Origin of the sequence: Streptomyces sp. NPDC096152 (assembly GCF_044763235.1) — a bacterium.
Classification (GTDB): domain Bacteria; phylum Actinomycetota; class Actinomycetes; order Streptomycetales; family Streptomycetaceae; genus Streptomyces.
Genome location: NZ_JBIWFW010000002.1, coordinates 44,894 through 71,345, shown reverse-complemented (window position 1 = coordinate 71,345; position 26,452 = coordinate 44,894). Strand labels below are relative to the sequence as shown.

The following is a 26,452-nucleotide window of genomic DNA, read 5'->3' as shown; positions in this document are numbered from 1 at the left end:
GTCCAACTCCAGGATGCGCCCGGGCAGCCTGTTCCGGCCTCCCGAAACCGTGGACGGCCAGGACGCGGAAGGCGGCCGCGCAGACGCAGACGATGCCCAGCTCCGCGCCGAGGGGCAGCCGGTACCGGGCTCCGACCGGACGGACCCCATTAGGGCCGTTCGACCCCTGACCCACGGGAATTGCCGGGGCGAGGCTGGTGGACGGGGGTCCGTGCCGATCGAAGGGCGTGGGACTGGTGATCACACGAGTGCGGATGCCGCACCGGCACCTGACGCCGCCCGCCAAGTCCGGGCCGTCACGCGAACCGCCGACCCCGCCGTCCCGGCAACCACAGCCGGCCGGCGGACGGTGGATGTTGTGGTGGATCCTGATGACGGTCGCCGTCTTCCTGCTGCTCTCCCGCGCGCCGACCGGGCCGCACGCGACCGCGCTGTCCTACAGCGACTTCGTCGGCAAGGTCGGCACCAGCCAGGTGCGGACGGTCGAGATCAACGACAAGGGCGCCGTCAGCGGCACCCTGAGGAACGGCACCCGGTTCACCACCCAGATCCCCACCGCGCTGGGCACCGGGGCCCAGCTCCAGCAGCAGCTGACCTCGCACCACGTACGGATCAGCGCCCGCCAGAGCAGCAGCGGCTCGGCATGGCCGTCCATACTCGTCACGTTCCTGCCGTTCCTGCTTCTGATCGGCTTCTTCCTCTGGATGGGACGCCGGGCCGCAGGGTCGATGGCCGGCGGGCTGAGCGCCATCGGACGCTCCCGCGCGAAGATCATCGAGGCGGAGCGGCCCACCACGGGCTTCGACGACATCGCCGGGTACGACGGGGTCAAGCAGGAGATCAGCGAGGTCGTCGACTTCCTGCGCCACCCCGCCCGCTACACCGCCGCCGGTGCCAAAGGCCCCCGCGGCGTGATCATGGTGGGGCCGCCCGGTACCGGCAAGACCCTCTTCGCGCGGGCGGTCGCCGGCGAGGCGGACGTGCCGTTCCTGTCGGTGACCGGGTCCGCGTTCGTGGAGATGTTCGTCGGGGTCGGCGCCTCCCGGGTGCGCGACCTGTTCGGCGAAGCCCGCAAACGCGCCCCGTCGATCATCTTCATCGACGAGATCGACGCGCTCGGCTCGCGGCGCGCCGGCGGGGCCCGGCTGGGCGGCAACGACGAGCGGGAGCAGACCCTCAACCAGCTGCTCTCCGAAATGGACGGCTTCGACCAGTCCAGCGGCATCGTCGTCCTCGCCGCCACCAACCGGCCCGACGCCCTCGATCCGGCCCTGCTGCGCCCCGGGCGGTTCGACCGCCAGGTCACCGTGCCGCTGCCCAACCAGGCCGAACGGGCCGCGATCCTCGCCGTGCACACCCGTGACAAGATCTTGGCTCCGAAGGTCGACCTGGACGCCGTGGCACGTGCCACGCCCGGATTCTCCGGAGCGGATCTCGCCAACCTGGTCAACGAGGGCGCCATCAACGCCGTACGCGGAGACCGCACCCGGATCGAACCGCACGACCTGGACGCCGCCCGCGATCGTGTGCTGCTGGGCCGCCGGGAGTCCTCCAACGCGCTGCTTCCCGAGGAGCGCCGCTCGGTGGCCGTCCACGAATCCGGCCACGCCCTGGTCGCGGCGCTGTGCGAGCACGCCGACCCGGTGGCGAAGGTCACCATCCTGCCGGCCGGTCTCACCCTCGGCGTCACCGAGCAACTCCCCGAAGCGGAACGCCATTTGTACAGTGAGAGTTACCTGACCGATCTTCTGGCGGTGCGCCTGGGCGGGCGCGCGGCCGAACTGGTGGTCTTCGGCGAGGGGTCGACGGGAGCCGCCAACGACCTGGCCGGAGCCACCCAGATCGCCACTCGTATGGTCCGCGAGTTCGGCCTGTCCTCCGAACTGGGACCCATCGGCTACGCCTCCGCCCCTGCACGCTTCCTCGGTGAGACCGCCGAGGAGGCGGGCCGGCCACCGTACTCGGAGCAGACCCAGCGCATCGTCGACGAGGAGGTCGCCCGCCTGCTGCGCCGGGCCGAACAGCGCGCGATCACGCTGCTCCGCGGCCACCGGACCGCGCTGGAGCACCTGGCCGAACGGCTGGTCGCCCAGGAGACCGTCGACGGCTCCGTCGTGCTCGAAGTCCTGCGCCAGGAGAACGGCCGGGCGGCGGAGGAGGAGGTGCCGATGATTGCCGACGCTGTCAACACGTCATCGCCTTCGAGGGGTTCCCAGAAATGACCAAGAGGTCGTCCCGGATGGCTCCGACACGACCTCTGACCTGTGACTTCACAAGTCGGGACGACAGGATTTGAACCTGCGACCCCTTGACCCCCAGTCAAGTGCGCTACCAAGCTGCGCCACGTCCCGCTGCGCTCACGCGGAGTGACCCACGTGATCGCGCGAATGTCACCATACCGCACGCCGGGGGCTGTACCGAAGGGGCGCTGAGACGGGGCGGGGCGACGGGACGGGGCGACGGGGCACAATCGGCGTATGGGCAGCACATCCTCATCCTCCGGACGGCCGGCCGGCGCGCGCGACCGGGACACCGAGGGCAGGGCGCGCAACGCGCGGCCCCGGGACGGGCTCGGGCGGCCGCTGCCGTACGGCGCCGACGGCGTGCCACGGCAGCCCGAGGGCGTGCCGCGCACCCCGCGGCAGACCGTCGCCGAGGCCCAGGCGCTGCTGGACGAGGGGAAGCCCTTCCACGCGCACGAGGTCTTCGAGGACGCCTGGAAGTCGGGGCCGCGGGCGGAGCGCGGTCTGTGGCGCGGGCTGGCGCAGCTCGCGGTGGGGCTCACCCACGCGGCCCGCGGCAACGCCACCGGTGGGGCCCGGCTGCTGCGGCGCGGGGCGGACGCGGTGGGCGAGTGGTCGGCGGCCACCGGGCGGCCGGACCCCTACGGCATGGATCTGACCGGGCTGGAGGCCTGGGCGCGGGAGCTCGCGGCGGACGTGGAGGGGGCGGAGGACGGGGAGCGAGGGGCGGACGTGGAGCGGGCGGCCGGGCCCGTCGTGGACGCGGCGCGGCGGGCGCCCCGGCTCCGCGGGGCGGGGTAGAACGGCCGGTCCCGGACCGGGTGGAACCGGTGTCCGCGCCGCGAGTGCCGTACGGCAGACTCGGGGCGTGCGAAAGATTCATGTGATCGGTATCGGCGCGGGCGACCCCGAGCAGCTCACCCTGCAGGCGGTCAGGGCGCTGCGCGGCACGGACGTGTTCTTCGTCCTCGACAAGGGCGAGACGAAGTCGGACCTCGTGCGGCTGCGCCGGGACATCCTCGACGCGCACCTGCCGGAGGGGGCGTACCGGCTGGTCGAGGCGCGCGACCCGGAGCGGGACCGGAGCGCGGGCGGCGCCGCCTACTCCCCCGCCGTCGGGGACTGGCGCAGCGCCCGCGCCGACATCTACGAGCGGCTGATCACCGAGGAGCTCGGCGAGCAGGACAGCGGCGCGTTCCTGGTGTGGGGCGATCCGTCGCTCTACGACAGCACGCTCGGCATCCTGGAGGAGGTGCTGGAGCGGGGCAGGGTGGAATTCGCCTACGACGTCGTGCCCGGCATCAGCAGCGTCTCCTCGCTGGTGGCCCGGCACCGCACCGGGCTCAACCGGGTCGCCCGCCCCGTGCAGATCACCACCGGGCGGCGGCTGGCCGAGGGCTTCCCGGAGGGGGTGGACGACGTGGTGGTGATGCTGGACGCGCACCAGACCTTCCGGCAGTACGCCGACCAGGACATCGACATCTACTGGGGCGCCTACCTGGGCACCCCGGACGAGCTCCTCGACTCCGGCCCGATCGCCGAGGCCGCGCCGCGCATCGAGCGGCTGCGGGCCGAGGCGCGCGAGCGCAAGGGCTGGATCATGGACACCTACCTGCTGCGCCGCAATCCGCGGCAGGGATAGCCCCTCACGGCGTGCGGAGGCCCAGCCGGTCCAGCGCGGCCGCCACGTCCGGCACCGCGCCCACCCCCTCCGGCAGCGGTGGCCGCCGTACGACGACGACCGGCAGCCCCAGCTCCCGAGCCGCCGTCAGTTTCGCGGCCGTCGCCGCTCCCCCGCTGTCCTTGGTCACCAGTACGTCGATGCGGTGGGTGCGCAGCAGTTCCGTCTCGCCGGGCACGGTGAACGGCCCCCGGGCCGACAGCACCCGCACGTCGGGCGGCAGGGGCGGCCCGGGCGGCTCCACGGACCGTACGACGAAGTGCAGGCCGGTGAGCCCGGCGAAGGCGGCGAGACCCATCCGGCCCGTGGTCAGGAACACCCGGCGTCCGAGGCGCGGCAGCAGCCCGGCCGCGGCGTCGAGCGAGGCGACCGGATGCCAGCGGTCGCCCGGGGCCGGCCGCCAGCCGGGGCGGCGCAGGACCACCAGGGGCACGCCGGTCGCGGTCGCGGCCCGGGCCGCGTTCCGCGTGATCGACTCTGCGAAGGGGTGCGTGGCGTCGACGACGGCGTCCACCCGGTGCGCGCGCAGCCACGCGGCCAGGCCCTCGGCCCCGCCGAAACCGCCGACGCGCACCTCCCCCGCCAGTGCGCCCGGCCGCGACACGCGGCCCGCCAGCGAGGTGGTCACCCGCGTGCCGGAGCGCGCCGCGAGCGCGGCGGCCAGTTCGCGGGCCTCGGTGGTGCCGCCGAGGACCAGCACGTGCGGGGACATGGCGTCGAGCGTACGGGGCGGCCCGCGCCGCCCCGAAAGCCCGGTGCCCGCACGCGGGGCCGCCGTCAGGCGGGGGCCGCGCGGTCCCGGTCCAGCCGTCCGACGCGGGCCACGTTCCGGCGGTCCTCGGCGTCCTCGCTCGGCGCGGCGGCGAACCAGGCGTCGAGGATCTCGCCGAGCAGCGGCTCGGACGTCAGGCGCAGGCTGAGCGCCAGGACGTTCGCGTCGTTCCAGCGGCGCGCGCCGTCCGCGGTGTACGCGTCGGCGCACAGGGCGGCCCGTACCCCCGGCACCTTGTTCGCGGCGATGGAGGCGCCCGTGCCGGTCCAGCAGCACACGACGGCCTGGTCGCTCGTTCCGTCGGCGACGTCACGGGCGGCGGCCGCGGAGCACGACGCCCACTGCGGGTCGTCCCCGCGGCGCAGCGCGCCGTGCGTGACCACCTCGTGCCCGCGCTCGCGCAGCCGGTCGACCAGGGCGCGGGCCACGGGTTCGTCCATGTCCGAGGAGACGGAGATCCGCATGGTGGGGAGCGTACCCAGCGGGGGCCGGGCGTCCAAGGCGGTCCGGGCGCCGGGCGGGTCCGCTCGCCGGCATCCCGGCCAGGGCCTTTCGTGCGGGTGGGGCGGGCTCCGGGTGACGGCGCCCGCCGAGCCGCCCCCGCACCCGGGGAGATTCGGAAGAGGGGCCTAGAACCAGGCCATGCCCACCAGCAGGGCCGAGACGAACAGGACGGCGCCGCCCATGAGGGCGGCCGCGCGGGGGTGGCGGCGCAGCGACGTCCGCAGGCCCGGCCGCCGCGTCGGCACCCGGTGCACGGTGGTGTTCCAGCCGCCGTCACCGGCCGGATCGGTACGGCCCGCGGCCCGGGCGGCCGGGTCCGGGGCGCCGCCCCGGGCGCGATGCGCCGGTGCGGACGTGGCGGCGCGGGCACCCCGGGTCCGTACGGCCGTGGCGCGGGCGGCCGGGGCCGGTGCGGCCGCGGCGAGGGCGGCGTGGGGCGGGGCGTCCCGGTGGTGTGCGGGGCTCGCGCCCGGCAGTTCCGGCGGCAGCGGCTCCGGCGCGCCGCGCCAGGCACCGCTGCCGAACCAGTCCGCCGCCTGCCGTGCGGTGGGGCGTTCCTCCGGCCGCTTGGCGAGCATGCTCAGCAGGTACGCCTCGAAGGCGGGCGGCAGGGACGCGCCGCGCTGGTGCGGCGGCACGGGCGCGGAGTCGACGTGCTGGTAGAGCAGCGCGGTCGGGGCGGCCGCCTCGAACGGCGGTCTTCCCACGGCCAGTTGGTAGAGCACGCAGCCCAGCGAATACAGGTCCGAGGCCGAGGTGGCCGGGGTGCCGATGGCCCGCTCGGGCGCCAGGTACAGGCCGGTGCCGACGATCTGCCCGGTCGTGGTGAGCGCGGCCGAGTGGTCGTCCACGAAGCGCGCGATGCCGAAGTCCCCGATGCGGACGGTGCCGTCGCGGTCGCTCATCAGGTTGCCGGGCTTGATGTCGCGGTGCACGATGCCCTGCGCGTGGGCCGCGGCGAGTCCCTCCGCCGTGTGCTGGGCCACCTGGGCCAGCCGGTCCGGGGTGAGCGGACCGCCGGTGGTGAGTTCCCCGGCCAGGCTGTCGCCCTCGACCAGTTCCATGACCAGGAAGAAGCGGTCCTCCCAGGCGCCGAAGTCGAACACCCCCACGACGTTCGGGTGGTTCAGCCGTGCCGAGGTCTGCGCCTCCAGCCTGAACCGGGCCGCCGCCGAGGCGTCCGCCCCGTCGTTCAGCAGCAGTTTGACCGCGACCGGCCGGCCGAGCACCTCGTCGAGGGCCCGCCAGACCTCGCCCATGCCGCCCCGACCGATGACCGCGTGCAACCGGTAACGACCCGCCACCAGCACCCGTAGACCGTCCTCAATCCCCGAATTCCCACCCACGACAACCCTGAAGTCCCACCCACGACGTCCGCCGCCCGCGGCCTGCCGGCCATGGCCGGGCGGCGCGCACGGTTCGCGGCAACGAGCCCATCTTAACGATCACTTGACGCCGCGCGGACCACGCCGGACCGCGGGGCGGCTACGCCGGGCGGGCGGTCACCCGCTTGACGCCGACCAGGACACGGTAGCGCTCCCGCGCGGCGAAGTCCGCCGGGGTCCACACCGCCGGGCGGCCCGCCTCCGCGCACAGGTGCAGGACGCGGTCCTCGTCCGCCCAGACCCCGACATGGGCGCCGTAGGCGTCGTCCACGGCGTTGAACAGCAGCAGGTCCAGCGGCCGGGGGCGGGGCACGCGGACCGTGTCCCGGGTGTCGGCCCACAGCTCGCTCGACCGGAGCGGGGGCGGGGCCAGGCCGAAGTGCCGCAGCACCGCGTAGGCGTAGAGCTGGCAGTTCGCCCCGGCCGCCGGATCCGGCCGGGCGGCGACGGCGGGCGAGCCGGGGAAGCGGGACGCCGCGTAGGGGACGGTCCGGAGGGCCGCCGGAAGGCGTTCGAGGAGTCGTTCGAACATGACCTACCCAGAGGAGTGAAAAGATGATGAATGGCCTCTTGTGCCGATATGCGCAGCCGATTATGTGTGTAATGGTCGTCCTGCCCGCTGATCCGCTCGGACAAGGAGGACGACGGTGGTCATTCTGTCGTGGCTGCTCATTCCGCTGGTCGCGGCCGCCGGGGCGAGCGTGTGGGGCTGGATCGCGGGACGGCCGCGCCGCATCGCGCTGTGGGCGGACCTGGACCGCTTCGAGCGGATGCGGGAGGCGTTCTCCCGGCCCGTGCACCTTCCCTGAGACCGCGGACGGCCGGGGCCCCTCATGGCATACGCACGCTCGGTCCTGATCGACATCGACGGGGTGCTCACCGTCTCCTGGCGTCCGCTGCCCGGCGCGGTGGAGGCGTTGCGGGCGGTCCGGGACGCCGGGCTCGGCGTCGTCCTGCTCACCAACACGACGTCCCGCACCCGCGCCTCGATCGCCGGGACCCTCGCCGCGGCGGGCTTCCCCGTGACCGCCGGCGACATCCTCACCGCCCCCGCGGCCACCGCCGCCCATCTCGCCGCGCGCCTGCCCGGGGCGCGCTGCTCGCTGCTCAACAGCGGGGACATCGCGGAGGACCTGGCCGGTGTCACCGTCCTCGACGCCGCCGACACCGCCACCGTGCCGGACGCCGTCGTCGTCGGCGGTGCCGGTCCCGAGTTCGACTACGCGGCGCTGAACCGGGCCTTCGGGCACCTGCGGCGGGGAGCACGGCTGGTCGCCATGCACCGGAACCTGTACTGGCGCACCGACCGGGGACTCCAACTCGACTCGGGGGCCTTCCTCCTGGGGCTGGAGGCGGCCACCCGCACCGAGGCGGAGGTCACCGGGAAACCCGCGCGAGCGTTCTTCGAGGCGGCGCTGGCGCAGCTGGGGGCGCGGGCGGAGGAGACGGTGATGGTCGGGGACGACGTCGAGTCGGACGTCCTCGCGGCGCAGCGGGCCGGGGTGACGGGGGTGCTGGTCAGGACGGGCAAGTACCTGCCGGAGGCCCTCCGGGACGCCGGCGGGCGCCCCGACCACGTCGTCGGCTCCTTCGCGGACGTGCCCGCGCTGCTGGGGCTGGGGCGGTAGCCGCGCGGGAGAGCCCGGCCGCACGGCCCGGGGACTTGGGCTGTGGGCTGTGGGCTGTGGGCTAGCGCAGCAGGAGCTGGACGCCGCCCACGACCGTCGCCGCGATCACGAGCCGCTCGAACAGGCGCTGGTTGATCCGGTGCACCGCCCAGGTGCCGAGCAGCGCGCCGGGCACGACGAACACCGCGAGCGCCGCGTCGAGGAGCAGCGAGCGGCCGTCGATCAGGCCGAGGCCCGCGCTGAACGGCACCTTGGAGACGTTGACGACGAGGAAGAAGTACGCCGACGTGCCGAGGAAGCCGTATTTGCGGAAGCCCGCGGAGAGCAGATACATCGACATCACCGGGCCGCCCGCGTTGGCGACCATCGTGGTGAAGCCGCCGAGGACGCCGTAGGAGCGGGCCTTGAGGCGGCCGGACCGGCCGGTGACCGCGTCCGGTTCCCGCTCGCGGCCGGCCACGCGGCGCCGCCACACCGTCACCGCCGCCATCAGCAGCAGGATGGCGCCGATCGACGTCCGTACGACGCCGTCGTCGGCCCACACCAGGAACAGCGTGCCGCCGACCACTCCCACGGCGACCGCCGGGAACAGCCGCCACAGCGTGGGCCAGTGGGCGTGCCGCCGGTAGGTGAGGACCGCCAGCACGTCCCCGGCGATCAGGACCGGCAGCAGGACGCCCGTGGAGGCGCGGGCGGGCAGCACGGCCGCGAAGACGGCGAGGCTCACCGTGTTCGCCCCGCTGACCGCGGTCTTGGAGAAGCCGACGAGCAGGGCCGCGCAGGCGAGCGCCGCGAACCCCCACCCGGATATGTGCCAGAGCGTCATCGTGTTCATGCGGACACCGATGCTATGCGCACGTATCCCGGTCCGGGCGAGCCGTCTCGCCGTACGGTTCCCGCGCCGGCCGCGTGCCCGGCGCGGGCGGGCCCGACCGCGCCCACTTCCTCGCCGTGCCGGGCCGCACGGCGAGCCCCGCCGACGTCCCTAGGCCCGCTCGACCAGCAGCGCGCTGCCCTGGCCCACGCCCACGCACATCGTGGCCAGGCCGCGGGTCGCGCCCGTGCGGCGCATCCGGTGCAGCAGGGTGGTGAGGAGGCGGGCGCCCGAGCAGCCGAGCGGATGGCCGAGGGCGATGGCGCCGCCGCTGGGGTTGACCAGGTCCGGGTCGATGCCCAGCTGGTCCACGCAGGCGAGCGCCTGGGCCGCGAACGCCTCGTTGAACTCGGCCTCCTGGAGGTCGTCGACGCGCCAGCCGGCGCGGGCGAGCGCCTTGCGGGTGGCGGGAACCGGCCCGATGCCCATCACGTCGGGGTGGACGCCCGCCGAGGCGCCGGCGACATACCGGCCCAGGGACTCCAGACCCAGGTCGTTCAGGGCCTCCTCGCTCACCAGGAGGAGTCCGGCCGCGCCGTCGTTCATGGGCGAGGCGTTGCCCGCCGTGACCGTGCCGTCCGCGCGGAACACCGGCTTGAGCCGGGCGAGCCGGTCGTAGGAGGTGTCCTCGCGGATGCACTCGTCGGTGCCGACGAGCGTGCCGTCGGGGCGCTCGACGGGCAGGAGTTCGTCGTCGAAGTGGCCCAGCTTGCGTGCCTCGGCGGCCCGTTGGTGGCTGCGCAGCGCGAACTCGTCCTGGCGCTCCCGCGGGATGCCGTAGCGCTCGGCGACCTCCTCCGCCGTCTCGCCCATGGACAGCAGTCCGTGCAGGTCCTTCATCGCCGGGTTCACCAGGCGCCAGCCGAGGCGGGTGTCGACGGTCTCGATGCGGTGCGGCAGGGCCTCGTCGGGTCGGGGCAGCACGAAGGGCGCGCGGCTCATCGACTCCGAGCCCCCCGCGACCACGACGTCGGCCTCGCCGGCGGCGACGGTACGGGCCGCGGTGGTGACGGCCTCCAGACCCGAGGCGCACAGCCGGTTGACCGTGGCGCCCGGCACGGACTCGGGGAGCCCGGCGAGCAGCGCGGCCATCCGGGCGACATTGCGGTTGTCCTCGCCCGCCTGGTTGGCGGCGCCCCAGTACACGTCGTCGATGCGGGCCGGGTCGAGCGCGGGAACGCCGTCGGCCAGGGCACGGATCACGGACGCGGCGAGGTCGTCGGGGCGCACGGAGGACAGGGCTCCGCGCAACTTGCCGATCGGGGTGCGGCGGGCGGCCGCGAAGTGGACGGGGCGCACGGCTGGACTCCTTGGACGACCCAATTAATTAGCACTGCTAGTTTTGGACTATAGACCGCGCGCCGGACCCCTGGGAAGATCCCCCGGAGCCGCGTTCACCTGTCCGACCCACCCGTCCGGCCCACCCGTCCGGCCCGCACGTCCGACCCACCCGTCCGACACACGCGTCCGACCCACGCTTCTGGAGGCGACATGGCCGACACCCGCGAGCACGTCCTCACCGGTACGCGGGGCAGGCTCACCGTACGCGAGTGGCCGCACCGGCGTCCCCGGTACGTCGCCCTGCTGGTGCACGGGTACGGCGAGCACGCGGGGCGCTACGCCGAAGTGGCCGGGGCGCTGGTGGAACACGGCGCCGCGGTGTTCGCCCCCGACCACCAGGGGCACGGGACGTCGGCGGGCGAGCGGGTGCTGATCGAGGACTTCGAGGACGTGGTGACCGACGTAAGGGCGGTCGCGGAGTGGGCCCGCGCCGCGCATCCGGGCCTGCCGCTTGTGGTGATCGGCCACTCCATGGGCGGGCTGATCGCGGCCCGCTTCGCCCAGCGGTACGGCACCGGGCTCGCCGCGCTCGTGCTGTCGGGCCCCGTCATCGGCGCATGGGAGCTGCCGGAGCGGCTGCTCGCCCTGGACGAGATCCCCGACACGCCGGTCAGCCCGGCCGCGCTCTCCCGCGACCCGGCCGTCGGCGCGGCCTACGCGGCCGATCCGCTGGTCTGGCACGGCCCGATGAAGCGGCCGACGGTGGAGGCCTTCGCCCGGACCCTAGAGACCGTCGCCAAGGGCGGGGACGTCGGCGCCCTGCCCGTGCTGTGGCTGCACGGGACGGAGGACCGGCTGGTCCCGCTCGCCGGCAGCCGTGCCGGCGTGGAGCGGCTCAGCGGCGGACACCTGACCGAGCGGACCTATCCGGGCGCCCGGCACGAGGTGTTCCAGGAGACGAACCGGGCCGAGGTACTCGCGGACCTGAGGGCCTTCCTGGACGGGGTGCTCGGGAGCTGAGCAGTAGGGCACGCGTGTGGTGTTTGCCCCGTTTCGCCAGGGGCACCCGCCGCCCCAAGGAGTGGTCGCGCCGTGCTGCCCGCCGGTGGGACGGGGCCCGCTAGGAGGAGTGCGGCGCACCGTTCCGTACCGCCCGACACCACTCCTCAAGGAGCACCACGCCATGACCGTCGTGAAGAGCACGATCCCCGAAGCGGCCCTTCAGGTCACCGGGGACGCGCTGCAGAGCACCCTCGTGGATCTTCTCGGCCTGTCCCTCATCGGGAAGCAGGCGCACTGGAACATCGTGGGACCGCGGTTCCGCTCCATCCATCTGCAACTGGACGAAGTGGTGGCGGCGGCCCGCGACTTCGCCGACACGGTCGCGGAGCGCGCCTCGGCGCTCGGACTGCCGCCCGACGGCCGGCCGGAGACGATCGCCTCGGCCTTCACGCTGCCCAGCCCCAAGGACGGCTGGGTGCGCGACACGGAGGTCGTGGAGGTGATGGTCGAGTCGCTGGAGGCGGCGGTCCGCCGGCTGCGCGAACGCGTCGAGGCGACCGAGAAGGCCGACCCGGTCACCCAGGACCTGCTCATCGGCATCACCGCGGAGCTGGAGAAGCAGCGGTGGATGTTCGCCGCCGAGAACGTGACCCAGGAGGTCTGACCCGCGCCCGCTCTCCCTCGTGAGCGAAGCGAGCGGACGGCCGGACGGACCGACGGACGTGCGAACGAGCGGAGAGGGTGACCCGATGACGGAGCACGACGCCCGGGTCCTGCGGGAGCTGGTGCGGGCGCACGGCAGGACGTTCGCCGAGGAGGCCGGCATCCCGCTCAAGGACGCCCCGCAACCGCTGTACCGGCTGCTGGTGCTCGCCGTCCTGCTCAGCGCCCGCGTCCGCGGCTCGGTCGCCATCGCCACCGCCCGGGCCCTGTACGACGCCGGACTGCGGGACCCGCGCTCCATGGCCGGGTCCGGCCGGCAGGACCGGGTGGACGCGCTGGGCCGCGGCGGCTACCGGCGCTACGACGAGCGCACGGCCACCCTGCTGGGCGAGGGCGCCGAGCTGATCGACGAGCGGTGGGGCGGCGATCTGCGCCGCCTGCGCGGGGAGGCCGACGGCGACCTCACGAAGCTGCGCGGCCTGCTGCGGGAGGTGCCGGGCATCGGCCCGGTCGGCGCGGACATCTTCCTGCGCGAGGTGCAGCGCGTCTGGCCGGAGACGGCGCCCTATCTGGACGCCAAGGCGCTGTCCGGGGCGGAGCGGCTCGGCCTGCCGACGGATCCCGGCCGGCTCGCCGAGACGGCCGGCGGCACCGATCCGGCCGTGCTGGCGGCCGCGCTGGTGCGCGCGGCGCTCGACCGGAAGGTGGCCGAGGAGTGCCTCGGCCACGCCGCGTGATCGTGCCTCCCGGCCGTCCCGCCCGGCCGCTTCGGCCGACCGGGCCGTGCCACCTCCGCGCGTGACCGAGCCGCGTGCCCCGGCCCGTCAGCCGACCGGGCCGTGCCGCCCCTGCGCGTCACCCTGCCGCGTGCCCCTGCCCGTCAGTGGTCCGCCGCCGGCAGGTGCAGGAGGCGGGCGATGGTGCGCAGGACCCCGTTGTCGTTGTTGGACGGGGCCAGATGGCGGGCCCTGCGGACGACCCGCGGGTGCGCGTTGGCCATGGCGAAGGACCAGTCCGCGGCGTCCAGCATCTCCAGGTCGTTGAGGTAGTCGCCGAACACCATCGTCTGCGCGGGCGTGATGCCGAGTTCCCGCTGGAGCCCGCGCAGGGCGGTGCCCTTGTTGGCGGTGCGGTTCATGACGTCGACCCAGTGCTCGCCGGAGACCACGACCTGGTGGGTGGCGGCGAACTGCTCCAGGGCCGGTGCGGTGGTCCGCTCGGCCGGGCCGAAGTCGAAGAGGGCCACCTTGATGACGTCGTCCTCGACGGCGGCCGCGTCCTCGACGATCCGGTGGCGGACGTAGTACTTGCGCACCTCCGCCAGGAACGCCCCGTCGGTCCGCTCGACGTAGGCCGACCGCTTGCCGCAGACGACGGCGCCCACGTCGACGCCCCCGGCCGCGAGCTGCCGTACGGCGTGGACGATGCGGCCCGCGACGGCCGGCTCCAGGGGGTCCGAGCTGAGTTCCACGCCGTCGCGGACGACGTAGGTGCCGTTCTCGGCGATGAACACCATGCCCCGGCCCTCGTCCCCGAACTGTTCGGCCAGGGTGGCGTACTGCCGTCCGCTCGCCGGGCTGAAGAGCACGCCGCGGCGGCGCAGTTCGGCCAGGGTGGGCCACAGGCCCGCGGGTATCCGCTTGGCGTCGTCGAGCAGCGTGCCGTCCATGTCGGTGACGATCAGCCGGATGTCGGCGGGCCCGGCGGCGGGTCCGGGGATGGTGAGCAGGGGCGAGGGGGTGCTGGGCATGGTCCGGTTCTCCGGGGCGGGCGCGGGGGACGCGCCGGGGTGGTGCGCCGGCGCCATTGCCGTACGCGGGGAGGGTGTCGCTGCTGTGGCCGGGGCCGTCCCGTGAATTGCCGCGGGCGCCTGCGCGCGGGGAGCGCTCGGGGCGGGTGGGCCGGCCGGGTGCCTCAGCCGGTGCCGGCGCGGGTGCGCAGGTCGGCGCGGGCGCGGCGGAGGGCGACGGCCAGGGCGCCGCGCAGCGGTGCGCCGTCGCCGAGGGCGCCGGGTTCGACCGGTGGGGGCAGCGGGGCGAGCGCGCGCACCGTCTCGCGGACCGGGTGCAGCAGCGCGGGGTGGCTGCCGACGGGTCCGCCGAGGAGGACGAGTTCGGGGTCGACGACCGCGCAGACGGTCGCGATCGCCTCGCCGATGGTGCGTCCCTCCTCCGCCACGACGGCCCCCGCCTCGGCGTCGCCGTCCTCGGCGCGCCGCAGGATCTCGCGGGCCGCGGCCACGGGGTCCGCCCCGTCGGCCTGCGGCAGCTGCCCCGTCCGGAATCCCGCCTCGGCCACGGCGCGGGCGAGGCCGTGCGGGGTACCGGAGGGCTGGGAGCTGACGCTGAGGTAGCCGATCTCGCCGGCCACACCGCGCGCCCCCTGGACGAGCCGGTCCCCGACGACCAGGCCCATGCCGAGGCCGGCGCCGATGTAGACGTAGGCGAAGCTTTCGGCGTCGCGGCCCGCGCCGTGCCAGCGTTCGGCCACCGCGGCGAGGTTGACGTCGTTCTCCACCAGCAGCGGGGCGTCGGTCAGGCCGGCGAGGGCGTCCTGCGGCTGGAAGACGCCGCCCGGGTACGGGGTGTTCCGGAGCGGGATCACTGCGGACGTCCGCGGGTCGACCGGGTTGGCGACCGAGATCCCGACGGCCAGCGGCCGGCCGTGGTCGACGCCGCCCTGCTCGATCGCGCCGGCCACGAGCGTGCGCAGCTGCCGGGCGGTGTGCTCGGGGTTGCGCGGCCGCAGCGGCTGGTGCGTGCTCTGCAGGAACGGGCGGCCGAACAGGTCGGCGGCGCACAGCCGGATCTCGCTGGGGTGCAGGTCGACGGCGACGACGAATCCGGCGTCGGCGGCCACCCGGTAGTAGGTGCCCACCCGGCCCTGCCGGCCGCGCTGCTCGCCGGCCGGCCGGAGCAGCCGCAGCTCCTCCAGCCGCCGTACCGACTCCGAGACGGTGGTCTTGGAGATGCCGGTGCGGTGCGCGATCTCCGCGCGGGTGACCGGCGCCTGCTCGAACACGGTGTCCAGCACGATCTGGTCGGTGAGCTCCCGTACCAGAGCCATGCTCGGCAGGGCCGCTCCCGCGAGCTCCCGGCGGATCTCCATCGCACCTCTCGTCCTCGGGCCGCTGGTCGCCGCCCGGCGACCGCCGCCAGCCTACCGACCCGGGGACGGTAAGGGCTCCTTCCTGACTAGGACCTGTCCTGGGCCTCCGCGAGGCCCAGCCCGCGGCGGCCGGTCGCGTTCAGCCGGTCCGCGGTGAAGCGGCCGGTCCAGGCGCGCTCGTAGTGCTCCTCGGGGAAGTCGCTCGGGCTGGACCCGGTCAGGAACGCCTCGCGGACCTGTGCCGCGTACGCCTCGTTGCGCGGGCACCAGGGCGCGGCGGGGATGTACATGACGTTGCCCCAGCCCTTCTGGTCCGTGACCGGCGCGACGCTGTGGATCATGTCGCAGTGCCACCAGACGGAGTCGCCCGCCCGTACGTCGGGGATGCCGGTCAGGGCCTCCATCAGCAGGGGGTGCCACTTCTCGCTCGCCGGGAAGACCCGGTTGACGGTGACCGAGCACATGTCGTCCTCGGGCACATCGGGCAGGAGCGGGCGCAGCAGCAGGTACGCCATGGCCTCGGGGACGGGCACGGTGTGCAGCACACCCTGGTCGTGGTCCATGTCGGACAGGGCGGTCCAGCCCTGGAAGGTGCGGAACGCCGAGCACATGGTGCTGCCCGGGTACTGCGGGCCGGCCGTGCGGTGGGCGGCGTCCCAGGGGTCGTACCGCTCGGCGCTGCCGTCGAAGAGGTGCCGGAACGCCCGCTGGTAGGCGCGGGTCATCCACAGGTCCAGCGTCCCGGGGTCGCAGTGCGTGCCGAGGCCGCCGGAGTCGGTGCCCGGCGGGCGGCGGCGGATCCGGTCGGGGTACAGCGCGTCCCGGTCGGGGTCGAACCACCGCACGCCGTCCGAGGTGTGCTTCCAGAAGGAGTTCAGGAAGGACTGCACCCGGGCCATGCGGTCGCTCTGCCGGGCCTCCATCTGCGCCTCGGACCAGTAGACGGGGTAGATCTCCGGCCTGGAGCCGACGCTGCCGAAGAAGTCGTCGCCGGGGCCGGTGTAGGTCTCGAAGAACCTGTTCCGCTCCACGTAGTCGACGATGCCGGCGTCCCAGGCCAGGGCCTGCTCGCGGGGGAAGTGGCCGCGCACCACCAGGCAGCCGCGCCGCCGCACCGCGGCCAGCCGGTCCGCGGGGACGGTGCCGTTCTCGATGTCGGCGTAGTCGACGGCCGGCCAGACGCTCTCGCCGCGCTCCTTCTCCGCCCGGATCTCGGCGACGCGGGCGGCGACGCGGCGCTCGACGACGGCGAAGACCTCCTCCACGGTCCGGCCGGACGCCTCGATGCGGGCGCGCAGGGCGGCCTTGACCTCCCGGATCGCGGCGGGCAGGTCCTCCGGGACGGTCTCCCAGTGGGGCAGGGGCAGCGCGTCCCGCTGCCGGTCGGTGCCGGCGGTCATCGTCGACCTCCTTTGGTCAGGGCTCCTTACTAGACTTCGAGCGAAGCACGGCCCACGCGGTTTGGGCAAGAGTCCTGACCAAAAAGGGGCCGACCATCCGCTTCTCCCGGGTCCCTCGATTCCCGGGACAGCGTGATCACCGGGCGGCACAATGGCGGCGACGGCCGCATGGGGCGGGACGGAGCACGAGGAAACCGGAGCGCAGACGTGAGCGAGACCCACCGCACCTCGGGCGGATCGCCGAGGCTGAACACCGGGGTGGCGCACAACGCGCGCGTCTGGAACTACTGGCTCGGCGGCAAGGACAACTACGAGGTCGACCAGCGGGTCGGCGAGCACATCGCCGGGATGTTCCCGGTGATCCGCGACGTGGCCCGCGCGGACCGCGACTTCCTCGGCCGGGCGGTCCGCCATCTGACCGCCGAGCGCGGAGTCCGGCAGTTCCTGGACATCGGCACCGGTCTGCCGACGGTGGACAACACCCACGAGATAGCCCAGCGGATCGCGCCCGACGCCCGCATCGTCTACGTCGACAACGACCCGATCGTCCTGGTGCACGCACGCTCCCTGCTCACCAGCACGTCCGAGGGCGTCACCGACTACATCGACGCGGACGTGCACGACCCGGACACCATCGTCGAGCGCGCCGCCGCGACCCTCGACTTCGGCCGGCCGGTCGCGGTGATGATGCTGGGCATCCTCAACTTCGTCCTGGACACCGACGAGGCGCACGAGACGGTCCGCCGCGTCATGGCCGCGGTGCCCTCGGGCAGCTTCCTGGTGCTGACCCACCCCACCTACGACGCCGACCTCGGCGGCGAGGGCAACATCCCGGCCATGGAGTTCTGGAACGCGAACGCCACGCCGCCGATCACCGCCCGCGGCCGTGCCGAGATCGCCGCCTTCCTCGAGGGGCTGGACCTGGTCGAACCGGGCCTGGTGCCGTGCTCGCGGTGGCGCGCCGACTCCGGCTCCGGCGCCCCGGCCGTGGTACCGCAGTTCGGCGCGGTGGCCGTGAAACCCTGACGCGGGCGGCCCGGCGCCGCCGGACCGTCACCGCGCGCCGAGGAGGGCGTATGACCACCCTTGCCGACCCCGTCCCCGGTGGGCGTCCCGGTGACCTCGAACGGGCCACCGCGCTCGGCGGCGAGCTGGCCGGCCGGGGTGTGCACGGCGTCGTCCTGGCCTACGTCGACACCGCCGGCGTGGCCCGCGTCAAGACCGTGCCGACCGCGAAGCTGCCCTCGGCCGCGGCCTGGGGCGTCGGCATGTCGCCGGTGTTCGACACCTTCCTCGCCGACGACTCCATCGTCGCCACCGACGTCCTCGGCTCCCCGGACGGGGATCTGCGGCTCTACCCGGACCTCGACCACCTGGTCGTCCTGTCCGGGCAGCCCGGCTGGGCCTGGGCCCCGGTGGACCGGATCACCCAGGAGGGCACACGCCATCCCGGGTGCGGCCGCACCGCGCTGCGCCGCATCGTCGCGGACGCCGAGCAGCGCCACGGCATCACCTTCCGGGCCGGTATCGAGATCGAGTGGGCCTTCGGCCAGGGCGGCGCCCCCGACGGGGAGTTCGTGCCGGCGGTGGCCGGACCTGCGTACGGCGCCACCCGGCAGGTGGAGCTGAGCGACTGCGCCGCCGATCTGCTGGCGGCGCTGGCCGCGCAGGGCGTGGACGTCGACCAGCTCCATCCCGAGTACGCCGCCGGGCAGTTCGAGGTCTCGGTCGGCGCGCTCGACCCCGTGGCGGCGGCCGACCGGAGCGTGCTGGTGCGGCAGACGGTCCGCGCCGTGGCCCGGCGCCACGGGCTGAAGGTCTCCTTCTCCCCCGCCGTCACCGCGCGGGGCGTCGGCAACGGCGGCCACATCCACCTCTCCGCCTGGCGCGACGGCGTCAACCTGCACTCCGGCGGAGAGGGCCGGTACGGCATGACGGCCGCGGCCGAGTCCTTCGTGGCCGGCCTGCTCGCCCGGCTCCCGGCGCTGACCGCGGTGACCGCGCCGAGCCCGGCCAGCTATCTGCGGCTCCGGCCCTCCCAGTGGGCGGGGGTGTTCACCGCGTGGGGCCGGGAGACCCGGGAGGCCGCCGTCCGCGTGGTCACCGGCACCCAGGGCGTGCGCGACCAGGCCGCGAACCTGGAGGTCAAGCCGGTCGACCTCGCCGCCAACCCGTACCTCGCGCTCGGCTGCCTGATCGCGGCCGGCCTGGACGGGCTGACCTCGTCCGCGTCCCTGCCCGAGGAGATCACCGGGGACCCGGCCCGGCTCGACGCGGCCGAGGCCGCGGCCCGCGGGGTACGGCGCCTGCCCTCCTCACTGGCGGGGGCGGTCACCGCCTTCCGCGCGGACGCGCTGCTGCGCTCCGCCCTCGGGCCCGTCCTCGCCGACGCGGTGATCGCGGTGCGCGAGGGGGAGATCGCGGCCGTGGACGGGCTGGACGACGAGCAGGTCGCGGCGGCGTACCGCTGGGCCTACTGATGGACGGGACGTGGGCCGGGACGGGACCCGTGCCCCGGAGCCGGACGTGCCGATGGCGGTGACCGCGGGTAGCGCCGGACCGGTGCACGAGGCGCTCGCCGCGCTGCCGCTCGTGGACCATCACTGCCACCCGGTGGTCTCCACGGACCTGGACCGGCCGGGCTTCGAGGCGCTGATCAGCGAGGGCGGGGCGTGGCCGGGCAGCGGCATCTCGACCTTCGACAGCCCGGCCGGCGTGGCCGTACGGCGCCACTGCGCCCCGGTGCTCGGCCTGCCCCGGCACGCACCGGCCGACGTCTACCTGGCCCGGCGCACGGAGTTGGGGGCGCCCGAGGTGAACCGGCGCCTGCTCGCCGCCGCGTGGGCGGACGTGTTCTGCGTCGACACCGGATTCGTGCCCGACCACGCCACCACCCCGGCGGAGTTGGCCGCGGCCGCGGGCGGGCAGGCGAGGGCCTACGAGGTCGTACGGCTGGAGAACGTGGCGGAGGCCGTGGCGGCGCGAGGGGTCGAACCCGGCGAGTACGGCGCGGTGTTCCGGGCGGCGGCGCAGGAGGCCGTACGGCGGCCGGGCGTGCTGGCGGTGAAGTCGGTGGCCGCCTACCGCACCGGCTTCGACCTGGACCCGGCCCGACCCTCGGAGGCCGAGGTCGCGCGGGCGGCGGCGCGCTGGACGGCGGGCGGCGGCCGGCGCCTGGACGACCCGGTCCTCGTGCGGCACCTGCTGTGGACGGCCGTGGACCTCGGCCTGCCGCTCCAACTGCACGCCGGATTCGGCGACAACGACCTGCGGCTGCACCGCGCGGACCCCGCCCTGCTCACCGACTGGCTGCACCGGACGGCCGGCACGATCCCGGTGCTGCTGCTGCACTGCTGGCCCTACCAGCGCCAGGCCGCCTATCTCGCGGCGGTCTTCGCGCGGGTGTACCTGGACGTCGGCCTGACGCTGCACCACGTGGGCCCCGGCCGGGCGCGGGCGATCCTGGCGGAGGCCCTGGAGATCACACCGTTCCGCAAACTGCTGTACAGCTCCGACGCCTACGGTGTGGCCGAGTTCCACCACCTCGGCGCGGTGGCCTTCCGGTCCGGACTGGCCGGTCTGCTGCAAGACCGGGTGGACACCGACGAGTTGAGTCTTGCGGACGCGCTGCGGATCGCCCGGTGGGCGGGACGGCACAACGCCCAGCGTGTCTACGGACTGACCGACGACGACCGGGAGGCCTGACCGGCAGGGGCCGGTAGCAGCCGCCCGGTGCGGCACGCCCCAACCAGGAACGCCTGAAAGTATGATCAAGCAATGTCTGACATGACCGAAACCACGCCGGGTTGGCTGACCACCGACGAACTGGAGTCGGCCCGCGCCCGCATGCCGATCCTGTACGTCGAGGCGGTGCCCGTGCGCGTCGACGACAGCGGCGAAGTGACCAGCATCGGCCTGCTCCTGCGCATCGGGCCGGACGGCACGGTCAGCCGGACCCTGGTCTCCGGCCGGGTGCTGCACCACGAGCGGGTGCGGGACGCCCTGGTGCGCCATCTGGAGAAGGACCTCGGTCCGGTGGCGCTGCCCCGGGTACCCGCCTCCCTGCAGCCCTTCACCGTCGCGGAGTACTTCCCGACGGCGGGCGTGACGCCGTACCACGACCCCCGGCAGCACGCCGTGTCGCTGGCCTACATCGTCCCGGTGACCGGTGACTGCCGTCCCCGGCAGGACGCCCTGGACCTCGTGTGGTTCAGCCCGCAGGAGGCCGCGTCGGCGGCGGTGCAGAGCGAGATGCCGGGCGGGCACGGCGTCCTCCTGAAGCAGGCGCTCGCCCACGTCGGACACGTGTCCTGAACGGCGCCCGGCGCCCCGCCCGCGGGCGCCGGAGCACGTAGCGGACCCCGTCGTCCTCGTCCGGCGCGGAGCGCGGCGACGAGCGGCCCTCGTGCCCGGCCGTCGGCCGCCGCTCCGCCGAAGGCGTTGTCAGTGGTCCTTGCTACAACTTGCGGCAGTGGAGACCGCGATCGGCGAGGAGCGTCGGAGACATGAGCACAGCGAACCACCTGCGGGAGTTGTACGGACTGCCCGTCTTCGACTTCCCCGGCCCTGAGGAGAAGGGCGTCGCCGGCCTGCCCGCCGCCGACGCGGTCGCATGGCGCATCTCCGCCGACACCTACGACAGCGAGGAGACCTGGCCGGAGGCCTTCGCCCGATTCACCGCGGCTGTCGACCTCACCCGCGTGTACGCGCTCATCGTCGGCCCCTGGGAGGGGGCCTACGAGACCGGCCCGAAGCCGGTGATCGACGCGCTCCTCGGCGTCCAGGCCCGGCTCACCTCGCTGCGCGCCCTGTTCCTCGGCGACATGGTGTCGGAGGAGTGCGAGATCTCCTGGATCAACCAGGGCGACGTCGGTCCGCTGCTGAGCGGCTTCCCCGAGCTGGAGGACTTCGGCGTCCGCGGCGGCAGCGGCCTGGTCTTCCCCGCGGTCACGCACCGACGGCTGCTCTCGCTCACCGTGCAGACCGGCGGCCTGCCGGCCGCGGCGGTGCGCGGCATAGCCGCCTGCGACCTGCCGGCCCTGACCCGCCTCGACCTGTGGCTGGGAACTTCCGAGTACGGCGGCGACTGCGAGCTCTCCGACGTCGCACCCATCCTGGAAGGATCCCGCCTGCCGAAGCTGCGGTACCTGGGCCTGCGCAACAGCGACATCCAGGACGAGATCGCCGCCGCCATGGCCGCCGCCCCCGTCGTCGCCCGGCTCAGGACCCTCGACCTGTCCATGGGCGTCCTCACCGACGAGGGCGCGACCGCGCTGCTCGACGGCCAGCCGCTCACCCACCTGACCACCCTCGACCTGCACCACAATTACCTCAGCGACGCGCTGCGGGAGCGCTTCCGGAAGTCCCTCGGGGACGCCGGCGTGACCCTCGACCTGGAGCGGGGGTATGCCGAGGAGGACGAGGACGACGGCCGCGTCTGGCGCTATGTGGCCGTCGGCGAGTAGCGGACGTCCGGTCATGAGGGAGGAAGCGGCCCCGCGGCTCGTCGTCGTCGGGAACCCGGAGAACCGCCGCGTCGGCCTGTTCGACCGGGCGGTGCGCGAGGCGGGGCTGCCCGCGCCGCGTGTCGTGCCCTGGGCGGCCGTGCTGCGGGACGGCGGCGCGTCCTTCGCGGCCGACGAGGTCGTACGGCTGGAGTCGCCCGGGGAGGACGAGGAGGTGGACCGCGCCCTGCGGGGTCTGGCCGACCCGACCCGGGTGGAGGGCGGCGCCCGCTGGTACGCGCGGTTCACCGCGGCCGTCCGGACGCTGACCGGCGGGGTGCGGCTCGACGATCCCGGCGAACTGGCCGTCCTCTTCGACAAACGGCTCTGCCACCGCACGCTCGACGAGGCCGGGGTGCCGGTGCCGCGTTCGCCGACGTCCGGCGGCGGCACCCCGGTGCGCGGCTGGGACGACCTACGGGCCCTGATGCGGGCGCACGGGATGCCGCGGGTGTTCGTCAAGCCCGCCCACGGGTCGTCGGCGTCCGGTGTGCTCGCCGTCGAGTCGGCGGGCCGCGGCCGGATCCGGGCGACCACCTCCGTGGAGGCGGCCGCGGACGGGCGGCTGCACAACTCCCTGCGGGTGCGCCGCGTCACCGGCGAGCGCGAGATCGCCGCCCTCGTCGACGCGCTGGCCCCGGACGGACTGCACGTCGAGCGGTGGTGGCCCAAGGCCTCCGTGGGCGACGGCCGTGCGGCCGACCTGCGGGTCGTCGTGGTGGCCGGCCGGGCCACGCACGCCGTGGTGCGCACCAGCCACTCCCCCATGACCAATCTCCACCTCGGCGGCCGGCGCGGCGATCTCGCCGCCGTCGTCGAGGCGGCGGGTCCACGCTGGGCCGAGGCCCTGCGGGTCTGCGAACGCGCGGCGGCCTGCTTCCCCGGCACGCTGTGCGTCGGCGTCGACCTGCTCCCGGCCGTCGGCTGGGGCCGGTTCGCCGTCGCGGAGGTCAACGCCTTCGGCGACCTGCTGCCCGGCCTCACCGGCCTGCCCGGCAGCGGCGCCGAGGGCCTGGACACCTACGCCGCCCAGGTCGCCGCCCTCCGGGCCCCCCGGTGGCACCGCCGAAAGCACCACTGAGCCAGAACAGCGCGAGAACTGCGCAAGAGACAGCGCGGGAAACAGCGCGAGAACCGAACGAGGACCACCATGCGACCCCCCGAGGCCGGACCGCTTCCCGACATGAACGAGGTCGTCGGCCGCGACGACCTGCTCCTGGTCACCCTGGACACCCTGCGCCACGACGTGGCCGCCGAACTGGCCGCCGCCGGACGCATCCCGAACCTCGCCCGGCACCTGCCCGGCGGTGCCTGGGAGAAGCGCCACGCGCCCGGCAGCTTCACCTACGCCTCCCACCAGGCCATGTTCGCCGGGTTCCTGCCGACCCCGGCCGCTCCCGGGCCGCATCCCCGGCTGTTCGCGGCGCGCTTCGCCGGCAGCGAGACGACCGCCGGGCGCACCTACGTCTTCGACACGTCCGACCTCGTCTCCGGCCTCGCGGCGGCCGGGTACCGCACGGTGTGCATCGGCGGCGTCGGATTCTTCAACAAGCAGGGGGCGCTGGGCGACGTCCTGCCGGGGATGTTCCAGGAGAGCCACTGGGAGCCCGAGTTCGGCGTGCCCTCCCCCACGTCCTTCGAGGCGCAGGTGGAGCGGGCCGAACAGGTCGTCGCCGGGCTTCCGGCGGACCGGCGGCTGTTCCTCTTCCTCAACGTGTCCGCGCTGCACCAGCCCAACTGGTTCCACCTGCCCGGCGCCACCCGCGAGGACGGCGACACCCTCGCCAGCCACGCCGCCGCCCTGGAGTACGTCGACCGGCACATCGGCCGGCTCTTCGCCGCCATGAGCTCGCGCCGCCGCTGCTTCGCCGTCGTCTGCTCCGACCACGGGACCGCCTACGGCGAGGACGGCTACACCGGCCACCGCCTTGGCCACGAGGCCGTGTGGACCGTGCCGTACGCCCACTTCTTCCTGGAGCCCGCCGCATGAACCACACCGACGGCACCGCCGTGAGCCCCCGTCAGAGCCGGATGGGCGCGCGCCCGGACCAGAGCGACGTGAGCGCGCGCCCGTACCAGAGCTATGTGTACGCCTATCCGCACAAGACGGCCTACCGGCCGCTGCCCGGCCGGCCCGCCCTGCGCGAGCTGTGGCGGGGCGAACGCAAGGACGCGCTCTCGCTCTACCTGCACATACCGTTCTGCGAGGTCCGCTGCGGCTTCTGCAACCTGTTCACCCGGATCGGCGCGCCCGACGGGCTCACGGGCCGCTATCTCGACGCCCTGGACCGCCAGGCGACCGCCGTCCGCGACGCGCTCGACGAGGGGGAGCCCGGCGCCGCCGGCACGCGCTTGGCGCGGTTCGCGAACGCGGCGTTCGGCGGCGGCACCCCCACCTTCCTCACCGCCGGCGAGCTGTCCCGGCTGTGCGACATCGCCGAGAAGCGCATGGGCGCCGACCTGAGGACGATCCCGCTCTCCGTGGAGGCGTCCCCCGCCACCGCCACCGCCGACCGGCTCGCCGTCCTGGCCGAGCGCGGCACGACCCGGCTCAGCATCGGTGTGCAGAGCTTCGTCGACGAGGAGGCCAGGGCCGCGGTACGGCCGCAGCGCCGGGCCGACGTCGAGGCCGCCCTCGGCCGCATCCGCGACGCCGCGATCCCCGTGCTCAACATCGACCTCATCTACGGCATCGACGGCCAGACGCCCGCCACCTGGCGGACCTCCCTGGACGCCGCGCTCGCCTGGCGGCCCGAGGAGCTCTACCTCTACCCGCTGTACGTGCGTCCCCTGACGGGCCTCGCCCGGCGCACCGCGCACACCGACCGCGCGTGGGACGAGCAGCGGCTGGCCCTGTACCGGCAGGGCCGCGACCACCTGCTCGCGCACGGGTACGAACAGGTGTCGATGCGGATGTTCCGCCGGGCCGGCGCGCCCGCGCAGGGCCCGGACGACCACGCCTGCCAGACCGACGGGATGATCGGCCTGGGCTGCGGCGCCCGCTCCTACACCTCCGCGCTGCACTACTCCTTCGACTACGCGGTCGGCATGGGCGAGATCCGCGCGATCGTCGACGACTACACGGCCACCGGTGACTTCGGCCGAGCCGTCCACGGCCGCAGCGTCGACGGGGACGAGGCGCGCCGCCGCCACCTCCTGCAGTCGGTGCTCCAGGCGCGGGGCATGCCGGTCGCCGGCTACCGCGACCGGTTCGGCACCGGCCCGTGGGACGACTTCCCCGGTGAGCTGGCCGCCTTCGCCGCGCGCGGCTGGCTGGAGGGCGACGGCACCGGTGACCTGCTGCGCCTCACCCCGGAGGGGCTCGCCCACTCCGACGCGCTGGGCCCCGCGCTGTTCTCCCCCGCCGTGCGGGCCGCCATGGCCGCCTACGCGCCGAAGTAGCCCGCCATGGACCTGACGATCCTGTACCGGGGCCCGCTCGCCTCCTGCGACTACGACTGTCCCTACTGCCCGTTCGCCAAGCGGCGGGACGGCTCCGCGCGGTTGCGCGCCGACCGCGCCGCGCTCGAACGCTTCACCGACTGGGCCGGGAAGCAGACCGCCGACCGGCTCTCGGTGCTGTTCACCCCCTGGGGCGAGGGGCTCGTCCGCTCCTGGTACCGGCGGGCCCTGGTCGAGCTGTCGCACCTGCCGCACGTCGAGCGGGTGGCCATCCAGACGAACCTCAGCTGCCGCACCGACTGGCTGGCGGACGCCGACCCCAGCACCGTCGCGCTGTGGTGCACGTACCACCCGGGCGAGACGCCGTACGAGCGGTTCCTGGCCAAGACGCGGGATCTCGCCGGCCGGGGCATCCGCTTCAGCGTCGGCGTCGTCGGGCTGCCCGGGCACCTGGAGCACGCCCGCCGGCTGCGCGCCGCGCTGCCCGCCGAGGTCTATCTGTGGGTCAATGCCGCCGAAGGCCACCTCTACACCGACGACGAGGCGGACACCTGGACCGCGCTCGACCCGCTGTTCCCGTACAGCCGCCGTCCGCACCGCTCGGCCGGGTTGCCCTGCCGCACCGGCGAGACCGTGGTCTCCGTGGACGGCGACGGCACGGTCCGCCGCTGCCATTTCGTCCGCGCCGAGCTCGGCAACCTCTACGACGGCTCCTACCGCGCGGCGCTCGCGCCACGGCCCTGCCCGCTGACGGCGTGCGACTGCCACATCGGCTACGTCCACCTGGAGACCCTGCCGCTGTACGACGTCTTCGCGGGCGGCGTCCTGGAGCGCGTCCCCGCGGGGTTCCCGGGGACCCTGCCGGGCGCGACCGGCGCGGGCTCGCCGGGCAGGTCCTTGCCGGGCACGGCCGGCACGGTGGGCACGGCCGGCGCCCCCTGACGGCGCGGGCCCCGCGGGGCCCGGACACGGCGAAGGCCGCACCGGTGTGTTCCGGTGCGGCCT

26 protein-coding genes and 1 tRNA gene are annotated in these 26,452 nt (G+C 74.6%); 17 read left to right on the top strand and 10 right to left on the bottom strand.

Annotated elements, in window-relative coordinates; genetic code table 11:
• The first annotated feature begins 353 nt into the window (after positions 1-353).
• Positions 354-2,222, top strand: coding sequence for an ATP-dependent zinc metalloprotease FtsH (gene ftsH / locus ACIQ9G_RS05850; protein ID WP_403606922.1), 1,869 nt, complete (start codon positions 354-356; stop codon positions 2,220-2,222).
• A gap of 55 nt (positions 2,223-2,277) precedes the next feature.
• Here the strand turns inward: ftsH and ACIQ9G_RS05845 are convergent.
• Positions 2,278-2,351, bottom strand: a tRNA-Pro gene (locus ACIQ9G_RS05845).
• A 126-nt stretch (positions 2,352-2,477) separates the two neighbouring features.
• Between ACIQ9G_RS05845 and ACIQ9G_RS05840 the strand changes: the two genes are divergently transcribed.
• Together ACIQ9G_RS05840 and cobF are read left to right on the top strand one after the other, a co-directional pair.
• Entirely contained in the window at positions 2,478-3,044 is a 567-nt protein-coding gene (locus tag ACIQ9G_RS05840; RefSeq protein ID WP_403606920.1) for a DUF309 domain-containing protein, read from the top strand.
• A 67-nt stretch (positions 3,045-3,111) separates the two neighbouring features.
• Entirely contained in the window at positions 3,112-3,885 is a 774-nt protein-coding gene (cobF, locus tag ACIQ9G_RS05835) for a precorrin-6A synthase (deacetylating) (RefSeq protein WP_403606918.1), read from the top strand.
• 4 nt (positions 3,886-3,889) lie between these two features.
• On the opposite strand, the gene ACIQ9G_RS05830 is transcribed toward cobF, so the two are convergent.
• The 4 genes from ACIQ9G_RS05830 to ACIQ9G_RS05815 form a co-directional block, all read right to left on the bottom strand.
• Positions 3,890-4,636 (bottom strand): cobalt-precorrin-6A reductase, encoded by a 747-nt coding sequence (locus ACIQ9G_RS05830; protein ID WP_403606916.1) that lies wholly within the window; start codon positions 4,634-4,636, stop codon positions 3,890-3,892.
• Between the two features lie 65 nt (positions 4,637-4,701).
• The gene (locus tag ACIQ9G_RS05825) at positions 4,702-5,160 is read right to left on the bottom strand and encodes an RpiB/LacA/LacB family sugar-phosphate isomerase (protein WP_403606914.1); all 459 of its coding nucleotides are present in this window, start codon (positions 5,158-5,160) and stop codon (positions 4,702-4,704) included.
• 165 nt (positions 5,161-5,325) lie between these two features.
• Positions 5,326-6,510 (bottom strand): serine/threonine-protein kinase, encoded by a 1,185-nt coding sequence (locus ACIQ9G_RS05820; protein WP_403606912.1) that lies wholly within the window; start codon positions 6,508-6,510, stop codon positions 5,326-5,328.
• 175 nt (positions 6,511-6,685) lie between these two features.
• Complete coding sequence (locus ACIQ9G_RS05815) at positions 6,686-7,117, bottom strand: hydrolase (RefSeq protein ID WP_403606910.1); 432 nt, start codon at positions 7,115-7,117, stop codon at positions 6,686-6,688.
• Positions 7,118-7,232: 115 nt separating this feature from the next.
• Between ACIQ9G_RS05815 and ACIQ9G_RS05810 the strand changes: the two genes are divergently transcribed.
• Together ACIQ9G_RS05810 and ACIQ9G_RS05805 are read left to right on the top strand one after the other, a co-directional pair.
• Positions 7,233-7,394 (top strand): hypothetical protein, encoded by a 162-nt coding sequence (locus ACIQ9G_RS05810; RefSeq protein ID WP_392196410.1) that lies wholly within the window; start codon positions 7,233-7,235, stop codon positions 7,392-7,394.
• A gap of 24 nt (positions 7,395-7,418) precedes the next feature.
• A complete protein-coding gene (locus ACIQ9G_RS05805) occupies positions 7,419-8,213 on the top strand; it encodes an HAD-IIA family hydrolase (RefSeq protein ID WP_403606907.1) in 795 nt (264 codons plus the stop codon).
• A gap of 61 nt (positions 8,214-8,274) precedes the next feature.
• On the opposite strand, the gene ACIQ9G_RS05800 is transcribed toward ACIQ9G_RS05805, so the two are convergent.
• Together ACIQ9G_RS05800 and ACIQ9G_RS05795 are read right to left on the bottom strand one after the other, a co-directional pair.
• Positions 8,275-9,048, bottom strand: coding sequence for a sulfite exporter TauE/SafE family protein (locus ACIQ9G_RS05800; RefSeq protein ID WP_403606905.1), 774 nt, complete (start codon positions 9,046-9,048; stop codon positions 8,275-8,277).
• A 150-nt stretch (positions 9,049-9,198) separates the two neighbouring features.
• A complete protein-coding gene (locus ACIQ9G_RS05795; protein ID WP_403606903.1) occupies positions 9,199-10,386 on the bottom strand; it encodes a thiolase family protein in 1,188 nt (395 codons plus the stop codon).
• Between the two features lie 192 nt (positions 10,387-10,578).
• On the opposite strand from ACIQ9G_RS05795, the gene ACIQ9G_RS05790 reads away from it, so the two are divergent.
• The 3 genes from ACIQ9G_RS05790 to ACIQ9G_RS05780 all read left to right on the top strand — a co-directional run bounded on the left by ACIQ9G_RS05790 (position 10,579) and on the right by ACIQ9G_RS05780 (position 12,770).
• Positions 10,579-11,388 carry a lysophospholipase gene (locus ACIQ9G_RS05790; protein ID WP_403606901.1) on the top strand — a complete coding sequence of 270 codons (810 nt, stop codon included), beginning with the start codon at positions 10,579-10,581 and terminating at the stop codon, positions 11,386-11,388.
• Positions 11,389-11,551: 163 nt separating this feature from the next.
• Positions 11,552-12,034 carry a Dps family protein gene (locus ACIQ9G_RS05785; protein WP_403606899.1) on the top strand — a complete coding sequence of 161 codons (483 nt, stop codon included), beginning with the start codon at positions 11,552-11,554 and terminating at the stop codon, positions 12,032-12,034.
• Between the two features lie 85 nt (positions 12,035-12,119).
• Complete coding sequence (locus ACIQ9G_RS05780) at positions 12,120-12,770, top strand: endonuclease (RefSeq protein ID WP_403606897.1); 651 nt, start codon at positions 12,120-12,122, stop codon at positions 12,768-12,770.
• Between the two features lie 143 nt (positions 12,771-12,913).
• Here ACIQ9G_RS05780 and ACIQ9G_RS05775 read toward each other — a convergent pair whose 3' ends face one another.
• The 3 genes from ACIQ9G_RS05775 to ACIQ9G_RS05765 all read right to left on the bottom strand — a co-directional run bounded on the left by ACIQ9G_RS05775 (position 12,914) and on the right by ACIQ9G_RS05765 (position 16,541).
• Entirely contained in the window at positions 12,914-13,783 is an 870-nt protein-coding gene (locus tag ACIQ9G_RS05775; RefSeq protein ID WP_403606895.1) for a Cof-type HAD-IIB family hydrolase, read from the bottom strand.
• A 164-nt stretch (positions 13,784-13,947) separates the two neighbouring features.
• Positions 13,948-15,141: an ROK family protein gene (locus ACIQ9G_RS05770; protein WP_403606893.1), complete on the bottom strand. Its 1,194-nt coding sequence runs from the start codon at positions 15,139-15,141 to the stop codon at positions 13,948-13,950.
• A gap of 86 nt (positions 15,142-15,227) precedes the next feature.
• Positions 15,228-16,541: a DUF1479 domain-containing protein gene (locus tag ACIQ9G_RS05765; protein ID WP_403606891.1), complete on the bottom strand. Its 1,314-nt coding sequence runs from the start codon at positions 16,539-16,541 to the stop codon at positions 15,228-15,230.
• A 207-nt stretch (positions 16,542-16,748) separates the two neighbouring features.
• Between ACIQ9G_RS05765 and ACIQ9G_RS05760 the strand changes: the two genes are divergently transcribed.
• The 9 genes from ACIQ9G_RS05760 to ACIQ9G_RS05720 all read left to right on the top strand — a co-directional run bounded on the left by ACIQ9G_RS05760 (position 16,749) and on the right by ACIQ9G_RS05720 (position 26,389).
• The gene (locus ACIQ9G_RS05760; protein WP_403606889.1) at positions 16,749-17,567 is read left to right on the top strand and encodes an SAM-dependent methyltransferase; all 819 of its coding nucleotides are present in this window, start codon (positions 16,749-16,751) and stop codon (positions 17,565-17,567) included.
• Between the two features lie 50 nt (positions 17,568-17,617).
• Positions 17,618-19,021 carry a glutamine synthetase gene (locus tag ACIQ9G_RS05755; protein WP_403606887.1) on the top strand — a complete coding sequence of 468 codons (1,404 nt, stop codon included), beginning with the start codon at positions 17,618-17,620 and terminating at the stop codon, positions 19,019-19,021.
• Between the two features lie 52 nt (positions 19,022-19,073).
• Positions 19,074-20,246, top strand: a complete 1,173-nt coding sequence (locus ACIQ9G_RS05750; RefSeq protein ID WP_403607900.1) for an amidohydrolase family protein — start codon at positions 19,074-19,076, stop codon at positions 20,244-20,246.
• Between the two features lie 81 nt (positions 20,247-20,327).
• A complete protein-coding gene (locus tag ACIQ9G_RS05745) occupies positions 20,328-20,855 on the top strand; it encodes an NUDIX hydrolase family protein (protein ID WP_403607898.1) in 528 nt (175 codons plus the stop codon).
• Between the two features lie 191 nt (positions 20,856-21,046).
• Positions 21,047-22,006: an STM4015 family protein gene (locus ACIQ9G_RS05740; RefSeq protein ID WP_403606885.1), complete on the top strand. Its 960-nt coding sequence runs from the start codon at positions 21,047-21,049 to the stop codon at positions 22,004-22,006.
• Between the two features lie 13 nt (positions 22,007-22,019).
• A complete protein-coding gene (locus ACIQ9G_RS05735; RefSeq protein WP_403606883.1) occupies positions 22,020-23,126 on the top strand; it encodes an STM4014 family protein in 1,107 nt (368 codons plus the stop codon).
• 102 nt (positions 23,127-23,228) lie between these two features.
• Positions 23,229-24,035, top strand: a complete 807-nt coding sequence (locus ACIQ9G_RS05730; protein WP_403607896.1) for an STM4013/SEN3800 family hydrolase — start codon at positions 23,229-23,231, stop codon at positions 24,033-24,035.
• 41 nt (positions 24,036-24,076) lie between these two features.
• Positions 24,077-25,447 carry an STM4012 family radical SAM protein gene (locus ACIQ9G_RS05725; RefSeq protein WP_403607894.1) on the top strand — a complete coding sequence of 457 codons (1,371 nt, stop codon included), beginning with the start codon at positions 24,077-24,079 and terminating at the stop codon, positions 25,445-25,447.
• A 6-nt stretch (positions 25,448-25,453) separates the two neighbouring features.
• The gene (locus ACIQ9G_RS05720; RefSeq protein ID WP_403606881.1) at positions 25,454-26,389 is read left to right on the top strand and encodes an STM4011 family radical SAM protein; all 936 of its coding nucleotides are present in this window, start codon (positions 25,454-25,456) and stop codon (positions 26,387-26,389) included.
• Positions 26,390-26,452 lie beyond the last annotated feature (63 nt).

Excerpts from the sequence above, each read along its gene's own strand:
- ACIQ9G_RS05765 (WP_403606891.1), bottom strand. The coding sequence starts at position 16,541 with ATGACCGCCGGCACCGACCGGCAGCGGGACGCGCTGCCCCTGCCCCAC.
- ACIQ9G_RS05740 (WP_403606885.1), top strand. The coding sequence starts at position 21,047 with ATGAGCACAGCGAACCACCTGCGGGAGTTGTACGGACTGCCCGTCTTC.
- ACIQ9G_RS05780 (WP_403606897.1), top strand. The coding sequence starts at position 12,120 with ATGACGGAGCACGACGCCCGGGTCCTGCGGGAGCTGGTGCGGGCGCAC.
- ACIQ9G_RS05840 (WP_403606920.1), top strand. The coding sequence starts at position 2,478 with ATGGGCAGCACATCCTCATCCTCCGGACGGCCGGCCGGCGCGCGCGAC.
- ACIQ9G_RS05785 (WP_403606899.1), top strand. The coding sequence starts at position 11,552 with ATGACCGTCGTGAAGAGCACGATCCCCGAAGCGGCCCTTCAGGTCACC.
- ACIQ9G_RS05770 (WP_403606893.1), bottom strand. The coding sequence starts at position 15,141 with ATGGAGATCCGCCGGGAGCTCGCGGGAGCGGCCCTGCCGAGCATGGCT.
- ACIQ9G_RS05750 (WP_403607900.1), top strand. The coding sequence starts at position 19,074 with ATGGCGGTGACCGCGGGTAGCGCCGGACCGGTGCACGAGGCGCTCGCC.
- ACIQ9G_RS05775 (WP_403606895.1), bottom strand. The coding sequence starts at position 13,783 with ATGCCCAGCACCCCCTCGCCCCTGCTCACCATCCCCGGACCCGCCGCC.
- ACIQ9G_RS05790 (WP_403606901.1), top strand. The coding sequence starts at position 10,579 with ATGGCCGACACCCGCGAGCACGTCCTCACCGGTACGCGGGGCAGGCTC.
- ACIQ9G_RS05805 (WP_403606907.1), top strand. The coding sequence starts at position 7,419 with ATGGCATACGCACGCTCGGTCCTGATCGACATCGACGGGGTGCTCACC.
- ACIQ9G_RS05720 (WP_403606881.1), top strand. The coding sequence starts at position 25,454 with ATGGACCTGACGATCCTGTACCGGGGCCCGCTCGCCTCCTGCGACTAC.
- ACIQ9G_RS05730 (WP_403607896.1), top strand. The coding sequence starts at position 23,229 with ATGAACGAGGTCGTCGGCCGCGACGACCTGCTCCTGGTCACCCTGGAC.
- ACIQ9G_RS05735 (WP_403606883.1), top strand. The coding sequence starts at position 22,020 with ATGAGGGAGGAAGCGGCCCCGCGGCTCGTCGTCGTCGGGAACCCGGAG.
- ACIQ9G_RS05745 (WP_403607898.1), top strand. The coding sequence starts at position 20,328 with ATGACCGAAACCACGCCGGGTTGGCTGACCACCGACGAACTGGAGTCG.
- ACIQ9G_RS05755 (WP_403606887.1), top strand. The coding sequence starts at position 17,618 with ATGACCACCCTTGCCGACCCCGTCCCCGGTGGGCGTCCCGGTGACCTC.
- ACIQ9G_RS05815 (WP_403606910.1), bottom strand. The coding sequence starts at position 7,117 with ATGTTCGAACGACTCCTCGAACGCCTTCCGGCGGCCCTCCGGACCGTC.
- ftsH (WP_403606922.1), top strand. The coding sequence starts at position 354 with ATGTTGTGGTGGATCCTGATGACGGTCGCCGTCTTCCTGCTGCTCTCC.
- ACIQ9G_RS05825 (WP_403606914.1), bottom strand. The coding sequence starts at position 5,160 with ATGCGGATCTCCGTCTCCTCGGACATGGACGAACCCGTGGCCCGCGCC.
- ACIQ9G_RS05800 (WP_403606905.1), bottom strand. The coding sequence starts at position 9,048 with ATGAACACGATGACGCTCTGGCACATATCCGGGTGGGGGTTCGCGGCG.
- ACIQ9G_RS05725 (WP_403607894.1), top strand. The coding sequence starts at position 24,077 with ATGGGCGCGCGCCCGGACCAGAGCGACGTGAGCGCGCGCCCGTACCAG.
- ACIQ9G_RS05830 (WP_403606916.1), bottom strand. The coding sequence starts at position 4,636 with ATGTCCCCGCACGTGCTGGTCCTCGGCGGCACCACCGAGGCCCGCGAA.